15 protein-coding genes are annotated in these 14,678 nt (G+C 70.0%); 2 read left to right on the forward strand and 13 right to left on the reverse strand.

The features are described 5' to 3' along the window. Positions 1-93 precede the first annotated feature (93 nt). The gene (gene panB / locus ACUZ2Y_RS14335) at positions 94-969 is read left to right on the forward strand and encodes a 3-methyl-2-oxobutanoate hydroxymethyltransferase (protein WP_476331096.1); all 876 of its coding nucleotides are present in this window, start codon (positions 94-96) and stop codon (positions 967-969) included. A gap of 142 nt (positions 970-1,111) precedes the next feature. Further along, positions 1,112-2,062 carry a prolyl aminopeptidase gene (gene pip / locus ACUZ2Y_RS14340; RefSeq protein WP_476331098.1) on the forward strand — a complete coding sequence of 317 codons (951 nt, stop codon included), beginning with the start codon at positions 1,112-1,114 and terminating at the stop codon, positions 2,060-2,062. Positions 2,063-2,066: 4 nt separating this feature from the next. Here pip and ACUZ2Y_RS14345 read toward each other — a convergent pair whose 3' ends face one another. From ACUZ2Y_RS14345 to ACUZ2Y_RS14405, 13 genes are all read right to left on the reverse strand, one after another. Beyond that, positions 2,067-2,678, reverse strand: a complete 612-nt coding sequence (locus ACUZ2Y_RS14345) for a TetR/AcrR family transcriptional regulator (RefSeq protein WP_476331100.1) — start codon at positions 2,676-2,678, stop codon at positions 2,067-2,069. Further along, positions 2,675-3,268 (reverse strand): type 1 glutamine amidotransferase domain-containing protein, encoded by a 594-nt coding sequence (locus tag ACUZ2Y_RS14350; RefSeq protein WP_476331103.1) that lies wholly within the window; start codon positions 3,266-3,268, stop codon positions 2,675-2,677. The genes ACUZ2Y_RS14345 and ACUZ2Y_RS14350 overlap by 4 nt, the downstream gene beginning before the upstream one ends. Positions 3,269-3,308: 40 nt before the next feature. Continuing rightward, positions 3,309-4,070, reverse strand: a complete 762-nt coding sequence (locus tag ACUZ2Y_RS14355; RefSeq protein ID WP_476331105.1) for a helical backbone metal receptor — start codon at positions 4,068-4,070, stop codon at positions 3,309-3,311. A gap of 1 nt (position 4,071) precedes the next feature. Continuing rightward, entirely contained in the window at positions 4,072-4,740 is a 669-nt protein-coding gene (npdG, locus tag ACUZ2Y_RS14360; RefSeq protein ID WP_476331108.1) for an NADPH-dependent F420 reductase, read from the reverse strand. Continuing rightward, the gene (locus ACUZ2Y_RS14365; RefSeq protein WP_476331809.1) at positions 4,737-6,146 is read right to left on the reverse strand and encodes an RNB domain-containing ribonuclease; all 1,410 of its coding nucleotides are present in this window, start codon (positions 6,144-6,146) and stop codon (positions 4,737-4,739) included. Before ACUZ2Y_RS14365 ends, npdG begins: the two co-directional genes overlap by 4 nt. A gap of 228 nt (positions 6,147-6,374) precedes the next feature. Beyond that, positions 6,375-6,578 carry a hypothetical protein gene (locus ACUZ2Y_RS14370; RefSeq protein WP_476331111.1) on the reverse strand — a complete coding sequence of 68 codons (204 nt, stop codon included), beginning with the start codon at positions 6,576-6,578 and terminating at the stop codon, positions 6,375-6,377. A gap of 82 nt (positions 6,579-6,660) precedes the next feature. Continuing rightward, positions 6,661-7,143 carry a hypothetical protein gene (locus ACUZ2Y_RS14375; RefSeq protein ID WP_476331114.1) on the reverse strand — a complete coding sequence of 161 codons (483 nt, stop codon included), beginning with the start codon at positions 7,141-7,143 and terminating at the stop codon, positions 6,661-6,663. A 160-nt stretch (positions 7,144-7,303) separates the two neighbouring features. Continuing rightward, positions 7,304-8,308 carry a C40 family peptidase gene (locus tag ACUZ2Y_RS14380; RefSeq protein ID WP_476331117.1) on the reverse strand — a complete coding sequence of 335 codons (1,005 nt, stop codon included), beginning with the start codon at positions 8,306-8,308 and terminating at the stop codon, positions 7,304-7,306. Continuing rightward, positions 8,308-8,922, reverse strand: a complete 615-nt coding sequence (locus ACUZ2Y_RS14385; protein WP_476331120.1) for a hypothetical protein — start codon at positions 8,920-8,922, stop codon at positions 8,308-8,310. Before ACUZ2Y_RS14385 ends, ACUZ2Y_RS14380 begins: the two co-directional genes overlap by 1 nt. Before the next feature lie 4 nt (positions 8,923-8,926). Then, entirely contained in the window at positions 8,927-10,921 is a 1,995-nt protein-coding gene (locus tag ACUZ2Y_RS14390; protein WP_476331122.1) for a magnesium transporter, read from the reverse strand. Positions 10,922-11,009: 88 nt separating this feature from the next. Next, a complete protein-coding gene (locus ACUZ2Y_RS14395) occupies positions 11,010-13,817 on the reverse strand; it encodes an ATP-binding protein (protein WP_476331812.1) in 2,808 nt (935 codons plus the stop codon). A gap of 106 nt (positions 13,818-13,923) precedes the next feature. Next, positions 13,924-14,349 carry a hypothetical protein gene (locus ACUZ2Y_RS14400; protein ID WP_476331125.1) on the reverse strand — a complete coding sequence of 142 codons (426 nt, stop codon included), beginning with the start codon at positions 14,347-14,349 and terminating at the stop codon, positions 13,924-13,926. A gap of 6 nt (positions 14,350-14,355) precedes the next feature. Next, positions 14,356-14,643 carry a hypothetical protein gene (locus ACUZ2Y_RS14405; protein WP_431423351.1) on the reverse strand — a complete coding sequence of 96 codons (288 nt, stop codon included), beginning with the start codon at positions 14,641-14,643 and terminating at the stop codon, positions 14,356-14,358. Between the last annotated feature and the right edge of the window lie 35 nt (positions 14,644-14,678).

Below are 14,678 nucleotides of genomic sequence, written 5' to 3' on the forward strand. Positions count from 1 at the left end.
ATCGCCCGAGTGTCAGGCTTTACCCGTAAGCCATCCGCAATTACCCGGGGACCTGCGACGACGCGGGCTTCGAGGGAAGGACGGTCGACAGCGATGTCCGCTGAGAAGAACTCCGCCGAAGTAGCCGCCCCCTATGGGACGGGTGCCGCCGCAGCGCAAGGCTCGAAGCCTGCCAAGCGGGTCCGGATCCACCACCTGCGGGAGCTCAAGGAGCGCGGCGAACCGTGGCCGATGCTCACCGCCTACGACATGTACACCGCCGAACTGTTCGACGAGGCCGGGATCCCCGTGCTCCTCGTCGGCGACTCGGCCGCGAACAACGTCTACGGGTACGAGACGTCGCTGCCGGTGACGGTCGACGAGCTGATTCCGCTGGTGTCGGCCGTGACACGGTCGGCGAAGCGGGCTCTTGTCGTCGCCGACCTGCCGTTCGGCTCCTATCAGCTCTCCCCTGAGCAGGCCTTGGCCACGGCCGTCCGGTTCATGAAGGAAGGCCGCGCCCACGCGGTGAAGCTCGAGGGCGGCAAGGTGTTCGCGCCGCACGTGCGGGCCATCACCAACGCGGGCATCCCGGTCATGGGCCACATCGGCTTCACCCCGCAGAGCGAACACAACCTGGGCGGCTACCGCGTCCAGGGCCGCGGCGACGCGGGCGACACGGTCCTCGCCGACGCGGTGGCACTGCAGGAGGCCGGGGCGTTCGCCGTGGTCATGGAGATGGTGCCCGCCGAGGTGGCCAAGAAGGTCACCCACGAACTCCACATCCCCACCGTCGGCATCGGCGCCGGCCCGGACTGCGACGCCCAGGTCCTGGTCTGGCAAGACATGGCGGGCATGCGCCGCGCCAAGGCCCCTCGGTTCGTCAAGCGCTACGCGGATGTGGCGGGCGTGCTGCTGAACGCGGCCGAACAGTTCGCCGCGGACGTGCGTGGCCGAGAGTTCCCGGGCCCGGAGCACGCCTTCCATTAAGAGATTTCAAGCCCGGCCGGGTGGCTCAAGCCATGCGGCCGGGCTTGGTCCAACAGGGACACTCCCCGTCGGATTGATCTTCGGCTGGCCAAATTGTGCGATCGCCATATCGACGTCCCTAGGCGTAGGGCAGCATGGGCGCATGGACGTCCTGTATCCCGGTATCGAGCCGCACGAGCACGGAATGCTCGACGTCGGCGACGGGCACCGCGTGTACTGGGAGGTCAGCGGCAACCCCGGCGGCAAGCCGGTGGTGGTCCTCCACGGTGGACCGGGCGCGGGCACCAACCCGGTCCAGCGCAGGCACTTCGACCCGAGCGCCTACCGGATCGTCATGTTCGACCAGCGCGGGTCCGGGCGCAGCACGCCGCATGTGAGTGAGCCGGGTGCCGACCTGTCGGCCAACACGACGTGGCACCTGGTCGCGGACATGGAGCGGCTGCGTGAGCACCTGGGCATCGAGCGCTGGCAGCTGTTCGGCGGCTCCTGGGGTGCGACGCTCGCCGTGGCGTACGCCGAGACCCATCCCGGGCGGGTCAGCGAGATCATCCTGCGCGGGGTCTTCCTGTTGCGCCCCAGCGAGTTGGACTGGCTTTACCGGGGTGGCGCGGGCGCGCTGTTCCCCGAGGCGTGGGCCGACTTCGCCGCGTTGGTCCCGACGGGCGCGGACCCGCTGACCGCCTACCGTGACCTGGTGTTCGGCGAAGACGAGGACCTGCGCACCCGTGCGGCCCTGGCGTGGAGCAACTGGGAGGGGGCGACGGTCTCGCTGGTCCCGAGTCCCGCCCTGATCGCCCAGTACGCGGCGCCGTCGTTCGCCATCCCGTTCGCCCGGATCGCTTTGCACTACTTCACCCAAGGCGGCTGGCTCGACGACGACCAGCTCATCCGCGACGCGGGCAAGCTGGCGGGCATCCCGGGCCGGATCATCCAGGGCCGCTACGACATCGTGTGCCCGCCGGTGACGGCGTGGGAACTTCGCCAGGCGTGGCCGGACTCACTGCTGACCTTGCCCACCGCGGGCCATGCCGTCAGCGATCCCGGTGTCCTGCAAGCACTTCGCGAAGCCACCGACGAGTTCCGGACCGGCTGACCGCTCACACCACGCGGGTCACGTGGTCGCGGTAGGCGTCGGCGAGTTGGTCGAGCCTGCTTTCGCCCAATGCCAGCGGGACGCCGTAGAAGCCCGTCAGCAGTGCGGTGACCGCGGCCGGGACATCAGGCAGACCTGCCACCCGCAGGTGGTGCTCGAACAGGTCGGCCTGCGGAGTCACCGTGATCTCCAACGCCGCCGGGTCGCCGAAGGCGAGCAGCCGCTCGGCGGCCGAGATCTCCTGGGGCGCGCAGAGACCGCCGCCGCGCGCGATCTCCGCGGTGATCTCGAACCACATCCTCGGACCATCCACAATGGACTTCGCGGTCTCGTCGAAGAACCGCAGCAGGAACGCGCGCCCCTCCCCTGCCTCAACCGAGGCGAGCACCATCCTGATGCGCCACAAGCAGATGTGATACCCGAGCAGGTCGGCCTTGTTCGGGAAGTGGCTGAAGAACGTCGGCTCCGAGACCTCGACCGCGGCGGCCAGCTCCTTGACCGACACCTCGGCGAACGGCGTCCTCTCGATCCGCTCCACCAGGTGCGACCACAACCCCACCCGCACCCGGGCGCGTTTGCGCTCGCGCAGCGGAAGGGCGGCTAAAAGGTCGGTCATCGCAGTTCCCGCACCACCAGGTCGGCGAGCGCGCCGGACGACTGCGGGTTCTGGCCGGTAAAGAGCTTGCCGTCCTGGCGCACCGAACTGGTGAACGGGTCGCCCGCCTCGACGTTGGCGCCCAGCTCGACCATCTTGCGCGCCAAGGAGAACGGGATGATCGCGTCGGCACCCGCCGCGGTTTCCTCGCTGTCGCTGAACACGGTCACAACCTTGCCGTTGACCAGTTCGGGGACGTTGAGCAGGCCTGCGGAGCCGTGGCAGACCGCGGCCACCACGTCGGTGTTGCGCAGCACCTCGGTGAGGGCGGGGTTGTCCGGGAAGTCGGCCATGGCGCCGTGGCCGCCGACCAGGAAGACCGCGTCGTACGCGGTGGGATCCACGTCGGCGAGCGCGAGGGTGTCCGTCGGACCGCCCGAACCGCTGGCCGGGTCGATCGGCGGGGTCCCGCCGAGGACGGAGGCCACTTCGACCGTGAAGCCCGCGGCCTGGAAAGCGTGGAGCGGGACGGTGAACTCCTCCAGCCAGACACCGGTCGGGTGTCCACCGAGCGAAGCGGCAGAGGTCAGCACTAGCAGCACGTTTGTCATAACACGAGGCTACACAATTTATTGGGTCTGCACAAATTTTTCAGCAGACCTCGGCTATCGCCGCACCCAAGGACTCGCGAGCGGCCACCAGAGACGGGCCGCACCACGTCAGGTACCGGCCGTTGACCAGCACGGATCGCTTCTCCGGGAACGCCTCAGGACCGTCGGTCGCGGTGAACTCGTACGGCTCGTCCGGCAGCACGGCCAGGTCAGCGGGCATCGCGTTCAGCTCGGCCAGCGTCGGCCGCGGGTAGCGGTCGGCGTGGTTCGCGTAGGCGTTGGCGACGCCGAGCCGGAGCAGGACATCGCCCGCGAACGTGTCGCGGCCGACGACGATCCACGGCTTGCGCCAGACCGGGATCACCGCGGTGGCGCGCACCGGCTCCGCGTGGTGCCAGGCATCCTCTGCGGCAGGCAGCCAATCCGGCTCGGACAACCCAAGGCCCTGGGTGAGCAGTCTGCGGATCGACGCCAAGCCCACCGGAACGGTGTCGGCCGCCCGGGTCACCCACACCGCGACACCGTCGGCACGCAGCCGCTCGACATCCTCGGGCCGGTTCTCCTCCGAGTTGGCGATCACCAGGTCCGGTCGCAGGTCGAGCACCGCGGCCACGGTCGGGTACTTCGAGCCGCCCACCCTGGGCACGTCCAGCGTGGCCGGGTGGGTGCAGTACTCGGTCGCGCCCACGACCAGACCCGGCGCGGACGTCTCGACCGCCTCGGTCAGCGACGGGACGAGACTGACCACCCGCGACGGGGTCCCGGTCAGCGGGACCGGCTCGCCGAGGTCGTCGAAGAACACGTCAGACGTCCGTGACGCGGATTCCCGCATGCGCCTTGTAGCGCTTGTTGATGGCGATCAGGTTGGCGGTGAACGCTTCCACCTGGTGCGCGTTGCGCAGCCTGCCGCCGTAGATGCCGCGCATGCCCGGGATGGCGTCGGCCAGCGCGCGCACCGTGTCGGTGGCCTCGCGGTCGTCGCCGAGCACCAGCACGTCGATGTCCATCTCGGACACGCCGAGGTCGGCCAGCAGCACCGCGGAGACGTGGTGGAACGCCGCCGTCACCCGAGACTCGGGCAGCACCAGGGCGGCCTGCTGCGCGGCGCTGCCCTCCTCGACCGGCAGAGCGAACGGGCCCTGCTTGTCGAAGCCGAGCGGGTTCACGCAGTCGATGACGATCTTCTGCGCGAGTTCGACGCGCAGCGATTCCAGCAGGTCGCGGTGCCCGTCCCACGGCACGGCGACCAGGACGACGTCGGCCGTCGCGGCGCACGCGGCGTTGTCCAGCCCGGTGATCTCCTCGACGCCGGCGAGTTCACGCAGTTCGGCGGCGGCGGCCTCGGCCCGCTCCGCGGAACGGGAGCCGAGAACGACGCTGATGCCGGCGCGCGCCCAGCGCAGCGCCAGACCCCGGCCCTGCGGCCCGGTCCCGCCGAGCACCCCGACCTTGAGCTGACTGACCTCGGTCACGCGTCCTCCACCCGTTCGAACTCGACCCTGCGCTCAGCCACCACGGCCTCCGTCAGCCGGACCCGGATGGTCGCGCCCTCGGGCAACCCCTCACCCGGACACCGGCCCAGCACCGGCGGCTCGGGGATGAAGATCTCCGCGGAGTTGGCGTCGCTGCGCAGCACCACCGCGTCGAACTCGTGCCCGACGCGGTCGCTGAGCACCCACGCCTCGACCTGGTCGAGGCAGGCGCGGTCGACCTTGCTCGCGAGGCTGTCGGAACCCTCCATGAGCGCGGGCAGCGCGCGCAGCGCCTCGCGCACCCAGGCGGGCACCTCCTCGCCCGCGCATACGGCCAGGCAGATCTCGGTGCCGAAACGGTCGACCAGCCTGCGCAGCGGCGCGGTGACGTGGGCGTACGACGCGGCGATTCCCGCGTGGGTGCTCAATCCCGGGGTCTGACCGTCGAAGACGGTGTAGCCGGCGCCGCGCAGCAGCCGGGTGGCGTCCATGAACAGCGCCAGCGCGTCGGGCCGCGACGGGTCGAGGTCGGCGAGCAGTTCGGCGGCGGAGCGCTCCTCCGGCCAGTCGATGCCCAAGTTCTTCGCGGAGCGGCGCAGCCAGGTGATCGCGTTGTCGTCGGGGTCGGGCAGTGTGCGCAGGACACCGACGCCCGCGTCGAGCATGATCTTCGCCGCCGACATGCCGGTGAGCAGCGAGATCTCCGCGTTCCACGCGTCGACCTGGGTGCGTGGGCGCAGCACGAGCCGCCAGCCGCCCGCGCCGTCCGGCTCGACTTCCTGCTCGGGCAGCTGCAACTCGACCGCGCCCCGCTTCACGGCGTGCTCGCGGCGCAACTTGCCCAGCTCGGGAAGAGCCGCGATGGACGGGTGCGGGTCGCCCGCGTCGATCGCGGCCTGGACGGTCTCGTAGTCGAACTGGGCGACGGACTTGATCCACGCGCGCCGGATGGTGGCCGCGGTGGGCTCGCCGTCGGCGCCGAGGTCGATCGTCCACAGGGCGGCCGGGCTGACCTGGTCGGGCAGCAGGCTCGCCATGCCCTCCGACAGCGCGGTCGGGTGGAGCGGGACGTTGCCGTCGGGCAGGTACATGGTCTGGCCGCGCTTGCGCACCTCGGTGTCGAGGGCGCCACCGGGCACGACGAACGCGCCGAGGTCGGCGATGGCGTAGTGCAGCCGGAAGCCGTCGCCGACCCGCTCGACGAACATCGCCTGGTCCAAGTCCTTGGCGCCAGGCGGGTCGATGGTCACGAACGGCAAGTCGGTCGCGTCGTCCCGGTCGCCTCTCGGCCCGTCGGACACCGCCTGCTCCGCCTCGGCCAGCGCCGCGGCCGGGAACTGCGTCGGCAGACTGAAATCCGCGCGCACCCGCCCAAAGTCGACCTCGGCCCCGTCCGTCCCGATCACCCGCGAGTTCACACCCCGCACCCTACCCACTCACGCCCCACCCCAAGGCGAACAGTCCACCGCGACCAGGTCCAAACCTTCCGGACCACCCACCGCATCCGCGAGTTCAACGTTCAGGACGATGAGTTCAACATTCAGGCCGCCCGACCAACTCGCGAGTACCGAAGTCACTCGCCTGAATGTTGAACTCATTGTCCTGAACGTTGAACTCGCGGCAAAAGGCCGCCTTTAGTCGTCGTCGGTGTTCCACGCCCGATCAGCCCGATCGGCGGCCTCCGTGCGCTCACGCGCGGTCTGCAACGCGCGCTCGGCGCTCGCACGGTCGGGGTAGGGGCCGAGACGGTCGATGGCGCGGCCGACCTCGCCGTGCTCGACCTGTCCGGTGCGGGTGTTGTAGTACCAGCCTGGGTCCGGGTTCGGGTCAGTGCTCATGCGGCCACCTCACAAGTTCGGTGGCTCCAGTCGCGAAGGCACTGTGACATTGATTCGCTCGCAAGCTCGCTCATGGCTCCACCTAACCCCAGTGCGGGCCCTGCTGCACCGGGAAACCTCGCGGCGGGGTGTCCTGGTTCGCGTTGAGGTGCTGGCTGGGAATCGGGTCCAGGCAGGAGACCAGGACCTCGTGCCGCTCCGGGTCCTCGATGCGCTTGCCGTTGCGCTCGCGGTAGACCAGTTCGCCGTCGACGTCGATCTCCACCAGGCAGCCGACCTCGGCCAGCTGGTCCTCGTCGAGGTCGACCAGCCGCTCCCGGCGCGACGGCACGACCCGGTACTCCGGCCAGGTCAGGTGCGCGTACACCTGGTGGAACTCGTGCAGCAGGTGCGACATCGCCTGCTGCCACGGCAGCGGCATGCCCTCGGCGAGCCCGCGCGGCAGCACCGCGTAGCCCTCGCTGATCCCAGGCCGGGGCGCGGAGTTGAGGAAGTCGCGGATCGGGGTGCTCGAAGCGGGCGGGCCCGCGTGGCGGGGAAGCGGGTCGGGCGCGTACATGCTCATGCTGCCACCTCACAAGTTCGGTGGCTCCACTCGCGAAGGCACTGTGACACTGACTCGCTCGCAAGCTCGCTCATGCGGCCACCTCACAAATTCGGTGGCTCCACTCGCGAAGGCACAGTGACATTGATTCGCTCGCAAGCTCGCTCATGTCGACTTCTCCTCAGACGCCCGGCCGGACGGCCTGGTTGACCAGTTCGCCTTCGGTCCACGACACCGGCCTGATGTGGACCGGCACACCGTCCTGCTGTGCCTCGACGATCTTGCCATCGCCGAGGTACATCGCGACGTGGTGGATGGTGCGTGGGTCGTTCTCGTCGTAGGCCCAGAACAGCAGGTCGCCGGGCTGCGCCTGTTCGACCGGGAGCATCGCACCCGCCCGGTACTGCTCGCGGGAGGTGCGGGGCAGCGTGATCCCGGAGGACCGGTAGGCCTGCACCATCAGGCTTGAGCAGTCGAACGAGTTCTGGTGCGTGGTCAGCGCGCCCCACTGGTAGGGCTTGCCCTGCTGGCCGAGCGCCCAGTTGATCGCCGCACCCGCCGCCGCGGTCGGGGCGGGCAGCAGGTTGCCGACTCCCTGACCGCAGCCGGTGGCGTTGACGACCTCGCCCAGCGTGCCGATCAGGTGCGCGGCCATCGCCTCCCACCGGTGGTACCGGTCGGGGAACGCGGAGCGCTCGACGTCCTGCGCGGACTCCCCCGGGCGCTGGTTCTCCCAGTTCGGGACTTTGAGCAGGACGTCGTAGAACTTGTTGACCGCGTACACCGGGTCGGTGACCTCGGCGGGCGAACCCCAGCCCATCGACGGGCGCATCTGGAAGATGCCCAGCGAGTCGCGGTCGCCGTAGTTGAGGCTGCGCAGGCCGGACTCGGTCATCCCGGCCTGGATCGCGACCTGCCAGGCGCGGGGCGCGAGGTTGCGCTGCTTGCCGATCGCGATGATGTGCGCGACCGTGCCGCGCTGCTCGTCGGTGAGCCGCGCCGCGTCGCCCGCGCCCGATCCCGCGGGGCCGGTCGTCGCCGGTCCCAGGGTGGCGTTGCACGACATCGTGGCCACCCGCATGGCGTCGGCCATCTGGTCTTTCTGCACGACCGTGACGACGCCCGCGGTGATGGCGACGACGAGTCCGCCCGCCGCGAGCGCGCCGATCATCACTGTCGCCCGCATCAGCCCACCCGCTTGTGTTCCGAGATCCGCCAGCCCTTGTCGGTCTTGATGACCGTGATCCGCAAAGTTCCGTTGTCGGTGGGCACCTCGACCTCGACGGCGCCCACGGACGAGTTCTTCACCACAGCCCGGCCGGTGACCGCGTTCGCGGGCACGTTCGCGGGTTCCACCGTGGACAGCGTCCCGAGGTATTCCTCGGTGGTGTGCGGGCGCAGCCGGTCGAGCCAGCGCTCGGTCGTGGTGCCCGCGGGATGGAACACCCAGGCCTCCGCCCACGCGATGGCGGTGTCCAGCGCCTCCGGGGATGCGGGCGCCGAGGACGGTCGCTGGGTCGGCGACGGCAGTCGGGTCGGCAGCGACGTCGGCACCGAGGTGACACCGGGCTGCGGGGGTTGGCCGAGGTAGGTGGTGGCCGACCCGGGGCGGCCTGACGTGGTGGACGCGGACGCGGGCAGGCCGTTCTTGCCCGCGAGCTTCGGGATGACGATGCCCAGCCCGGTGATCAGCACGGCCGCGATCACCGCCGTCACCGCGAGGTGCTTGGGCGAGCGCATCGGCCAGCCCCAGAGCTTTCGGTAGACCGCGGCCCGGCCGCGGTTGGTGCGGATCGGCATCGGCCTACCTCACCACCGAGTCGGTCTCACGCGGACCGTCGTGCAGCGGCATCCGCCGGGGGGACTCGGCGACCTCAAGGCCGCGGGAGGGTCGGTAGACGACGTGCACCGGTCGGCCCGCGACCATCTCCACGTCCGCGGGGCGCGGGCTCGCGATCGCGTCGGGTGTGGCGTATTCGGCGTTCGGCACCCGCGACGGGATGACGACGGCGTCCTCGCCGCGGTCCCAGTTGCGGTCGGCGACGGGCACCGTGTCGACCACGCGGCTGCTCGCCCGCACGATCGTCGCCGGACCGCCGCGGCCGGGCCGTGGGGTTCCGGGCAGGACGACGTCGTGGTCGCCGGGACCCAGCCGGGTGATGGACGACTCGAGGGCCTGGCGCGGTCCGCCGATGGCGGGCTGCCGGGTGTCCATCCGCTGGGCGGTCGCGGTGACCGGGTTGCTCGCCTCGGGCCGGGGCCTGCGGTTGCCCTGGCTGTGTTTGGCCAGGCCGGTGGACTCGCCGTCCTCGCCGTCGCGGACGGTCTCCCAGAACTCGTCCTGCGGGGTCGTGCCCTCGTGCTTGTTGCGGCGGAACCGGGAGAAGATCCCCGACCCGGCCGCGGGCATGGACGCGCCCGCCGCGCCGACCGACATCTCGAGCATCTGCCACATGCGCCGCATCGGGCGGCCCACCAGGAAGAACACGAAGGTGACGATCGCGGCCAGCAGCATCTGCGTGAGCAGCGACAGCTTGGCGTCCGGCGAGAAGATCATCTCGAGGAACTTGAAGTGGATGCCCGCCAGCATGGCCAGGACCAGCACGTTCAGCACGACCGCGCCGACGGCCCGGCCGACCTTGCGCAGGATGTCGTGGTGGACCAGCGCCACCAGGCCGATCACCGGCGCGGCCAGCGCGAGGATCCGCAGCAGCAGTTGCGCGAGCAGCACCGCGAGCTTCGCGAAGAACTGGAACAGCGAGTACACGATCGACTGGAACATCGCGAGGATGCCCGCGCCGGTGCGGCTGCCGTCGGTGCCCTTGAAGTAGCCGGTGGCCGACCCGAGCTGAGTGGCGATCTGCTTGTACTCGTTCTTCTTCTGCTGCTCGGCGTTGTTGTCGGCGTCGCGTCCGGTGACGATGTCATCGCGGGTCCAGGCCTGGGCGTCGAGCAGGCGCCTGCCGAACTCTGCCGCCTTCGGATCGTCCGGGCTGCCGAACTCACCGCGCAGCCAGTTCTCGTAGACGACCTTGTTGTGCAGCTCGGTCGGCAGGATGTGGCGCACGACCCGGTCTTCCTCTGGGTCGACGAAGCCGGCTTGGATGCCGGAGGTGGTGCGCACGATCAGGTCGTCGATCCGGTCGTAGTTGGTGACCAGGACCATCGACGAAGCCGCCAGCCACATGCCCGCGAAGGCGAACAGGGCGCGTTTGCTGACCGCGGCCAGGTCGCCCTTCCAGATCTGGCGGAACATCAGGACGGCGAGGACGAGCATGAACACGCTGAAGAGCTGGGCGTAGAGGTTGTTGAAGACGGAGTCGGCCGCCTTGCCGATCTGCTCGTTCAGTCCGCCGAGGACGCCGCCGTTGAGCAGCGTGTAGTGCAGCGAGTTGGTGGCGCCGATGATGTTCTTGGCGATGTTGAACAGCTCGTTGCCCGCCCACGTGTCGATCGTGGAACCGGGGTCGCTGACACCGTTGGGCACCAGACCGCCGCACGACTCGTCGTAGACGTGCCAGACCATGCCCGCGTAGCCGTAGACCAGGTATGGGCTGTCGGCCTCGCCATTGCCCTGCGGCGGGTCGAGCGCGCCGACCATGCCCGCGCCGGGGCGCTCCGGGTTGGGAACGCAGCTGTTGTCCTGCGCCATGGCCGGACTGCCGATCACCGCTTGCAGCCCGATGATGCCGATGACGGCGAGCATCGTGAGCCGCTTGCGCGAATGGGGTGATCTCTTCCGCCGCCGCGCCGCGTACAGCAGCGAGGCGGCGACCACCACCATCAGGAACGTGATCATGTGACGTCCACCAACCTCGAGCTCGGGCTACCGGGCACTAGCTTGATCAACTTCTGCTTGATCAACTTCTGCGATGGCACATCATCGCTCATGCCGCGTCCTCACGACCGCGTTTCTTCTCGCCGTCTTTCTTATCGGACGGTTCCGGGTCCGGCTCGAGGAGGAACTCGTCCTCGCTCAGGCCGAGCTCGAATTCCGCCGCGCGTTCGAACTCCTCGTCACTGGGCATCGTGGAGCCGTCGAGCGGCTCCGGTTCGGGTAGTGCGGGCGCCGCCGGGGTGGCGGGGGCCGCGGGCAGGGCGGCGCGGGCGTTGCGCTCGCGCATGGCGTCCGGGGTGGTGTCCATGACCCCGCGCAGGTGCTCAAGGTGGGAGCCGGACAGATCGATCCGGATGCGCTCCACGCCACCGGCGCCGTCGCCGAAGATGAACTGGCGGGGGGCGGTGTCGCGTTCGACGCCGCGCTGGGCCGGACGCCTGCCCAGGCTGGCGATGACCTGCTCGTAGCCGGCGTTGACCGGGACCTTGAGCAGGCGCAGCGCGTCGGACTGGGCCTGGTCGTCGTCGAGGCGGCCGATGAAGACCGAGTCGAGCAGGGCGACGAAGCCCTGGATCTTGAGGAAGTCGGCCGGGATCTGCGAGGACAGCAGCACACGGACGTTCCACTTTCGCGAGTCACGCGCGAAGCGGTTCATCAGGACGCGGCCGGTCGGGACCTCGGAGAGGAAGAACGCCTCGTCGATCCAGACGCCCTTGCGCATGTCCTTGGGCTTCTCGTAGATCGAGCGCTGGGTGAGCCAGGCGGCGAGGTTGAGCATCTCGACGCCGAGGGCCTCCGCGTCGGTCCAGTGCTCGCGGCCGACACCGTCCTTCGGCAGGGTCAGCCCGGCCATGGTCAGGACCGTCAGCCGGTCGTCGCGCTGCTCGTCGTACGGGTCGGCACCGCGCTCGGGGATGAGCAGCGACATGCGCTCCTTCATCTCATCGAGGAAGTCGGCGACGACGACGGCGTGCTCGTGGTGCTCGCTGGCATCGCGGCGCAGCGCGTCGAAGACCAGGCTCGGGTCGGCGTCGGCGCGACCGCCGACCGTGCGGACCGCGCGCAGCAGCACGATGCGGCTCTGCGGCAGCCGCGAGACCTCATAGGGCAGCAGACCGGAGAGCACGTCGAGCACGAGCCGTCGACGGGTCGCGGCGGCCAGCGCCTTCTCCCGACGCCAGGCGCGCTCCGGGTCCTCCTCGTCGAGGAAGTGATCGAGCTTGGGCTCGGCCACCACCCGGTACGGGTTGAGGATGCCCGCCTGGGCGTTGAGCAGGTTGATCGGCCGCGCGTAGGGCCGCAGCTCGGGCAGGTCGCACAGCTTCGCCAGCGGGCCGGACGGGTCGAGGATCGTCCAGTGCGCCCCGGCGCGCAGCGTCTTGTAGACGATGCCGCCGCCGAGGAAGGACTTGCCGCCACCGAGACCGGCGACCATCGCGGTCAGGCCGGACGAGTCGCGGATCTCCTGCGCCATCCACGGGTCCCACGCCACCGGACGCCGGGTCGCGGTGCAGGTCTCGCCGAGCAGGATGCCGCGCCGGTCGCCGACCTCGGCCGTGGCCGTCGGCACCGAGGACGCGGCCCAGACGACCGAGCCGCGGCGCAGGTAGGCGGCGGAGGCGAGCGGCTCGCCGGGGATGAACTCCCTGGCCAGCGCGTACTGCGCCTCCGGGTGCTCGATGGCGATCTTCGGCTTGTAGAGGTCGAGCAGCTCCTGGGCCAGCCGCAGCGCGTCGCGGTCGGTCGGGCCGGACACGGCCAGGCGCCACCAGGAGCGGACGCGGGTGGCCAGGGCGGTGAAGCCCGAGGTCATCTCGTCGTCGATCTCCAGCACCCGGCTCGCCTGCCGGGCCAGCGACTGCGGCGGCTCCAGCTCGTGCTCATCGGTGTAGTGCTTGACCTGGGAGCGGACCTTGTTCATCTGCCGCGCGAGCTCGCCTTGGACCTCTTCGGGCCTGCGCACGTAAATGCGCGCGGACCATTCCACGGCGGCGGGAAGCCGGTCGGCGCGCTGGACCCACGGGTCGTCGATCTCGGGGATCTGCAGGCCGTGCATCATGCCGACGGTCAGCACCGCGACGTGCCGCTTGACGCCCGCGTTGGAGCCGGTCCGGCCGCGCACGGTGACCGTGGGCGAATACGGGTCCTGGTGGAAGTCGGCGGCGTCGGTGAAGCTGGCCAGGTCTTCGGGCTCCCACGCCGCGCCGGGGACGGCGGGCATGTTGCGGGGCGCCGGGAGGCCCAGCGAGCACGACCGGTGCATCAGCCAGGAGATCTCCTCGGCGGTGACCGGTCGGCCTTCGAGCCCGGCCGAGCCGATGACCTGGTCGAGGTGCTCGACCTCGCTCTCGATCGCGAGCAGCTCGGCGTCGACGGCCTCGGGGAAGACCTTGCGCAGCAGCGGCGCGGCCCGCTCGACGGCGCGGTCCATGACGTTGCGGGTCTGCACCTGGACGCCCAGGTAGACCTCTTTCTCCGCCATCGAGCGGCCCATGAGCTGCTGCTGCTCGCCGACGAGGTAGTCGTCGAAGGACAGCGCGCCGGGCACGTCGGGCAGGCGGTTGACCGCGTTGTGCACGTGCGCCTCGGCCCACATGCGGATCGGGTACGGGCGGGTGGTGACCCGCAGGTGCATCCAGCGGCCCGACAGCTCGGCGTATTGGCCCGCGATGGCCGCGATCAGGTCTTGGCGCTGCGAGTCCGACCGGAACGACCAGCGCTGCGGGGCGAGCCGGTACCACGCGTAGACGTCGGTGCCGGTGCGCAGCAGGTGGCCGTCGATCGTGCGCGTCGCGATCTCCGGGGTGTAGCTGGGCAGGCTCTGCTCACCGGGCAGCCGCTTGCCGCGCTTGCGCACCTCTTTGTCGTAGCGAGCCTGCTCGTAGCGCGCGTGTTTGCCTTGTCCCTGGGATCGGCCTTGCGAATGTCCCGCCGGGTACGTCGCGAGCACATCCGGCTCACGCTTACCGCGTCCGAACACCGCTGACCTCCCTGTAGCCGTTGTTCCGCTTCCGCCCCCGCGGGCGCCGCCGGGGCAGTTCGGAACGCACACGGACCTGAGCGGCGCTGGCCGCGCCGCCGATTCCCTCGATGATCTCGCGAGGGGCCGTCACTTCGCGCACCCACATGGCAAGAACCGCACCAAGGGGTCGTTCATGGCTGATCCGCGAGCAGATGAACATGGTGATGGCTACGGTCGCGACCATCCCCCAGGAGAACGACCAGAACAGGCCGATGCCCACGTTGCGCAGGATGGTGAGAATGAAGAGGAAGACGACCGAGCCGATGCCCCAGGCCACGTAGCGGGCACGCCAGGGGAAGGTCGCCTTGGGCGGGCCGAGCCAGACGGCGTCGACCCGGTACACCTCGTCGTCAGTGCGGATCCGCACGTCAGGTCATCCTCCGGTGAACAGGCCGGCGATCCAGCGACCGATGCCTTGACCCGCGTCGGTGGTCACCGCGAGGCCGATGATGCCCAGGGCGACGATCACCCCGCCGAGCCTGCGCATCACGCCTGCGTTGTCGCCCTTACCTCCACCGAGCCAGAGCACGAGCAGCGCGACCACGAGGAGAAGCAGGGGGATGATGTTGTTGAGAATCCAGTCGCGGACGCCTGTGGTGCCGACATTGGTCGGCTGCTGCTGGGCGAGGTCCACGAGTGTCATCAGGGTCGGGGTGGTCATTTCGATCTCCCAAGTGCGCCGGACGGTGCCACCCG

Source organism: Actinokineospora sp. UV203 (assembly GCF_056323665.1).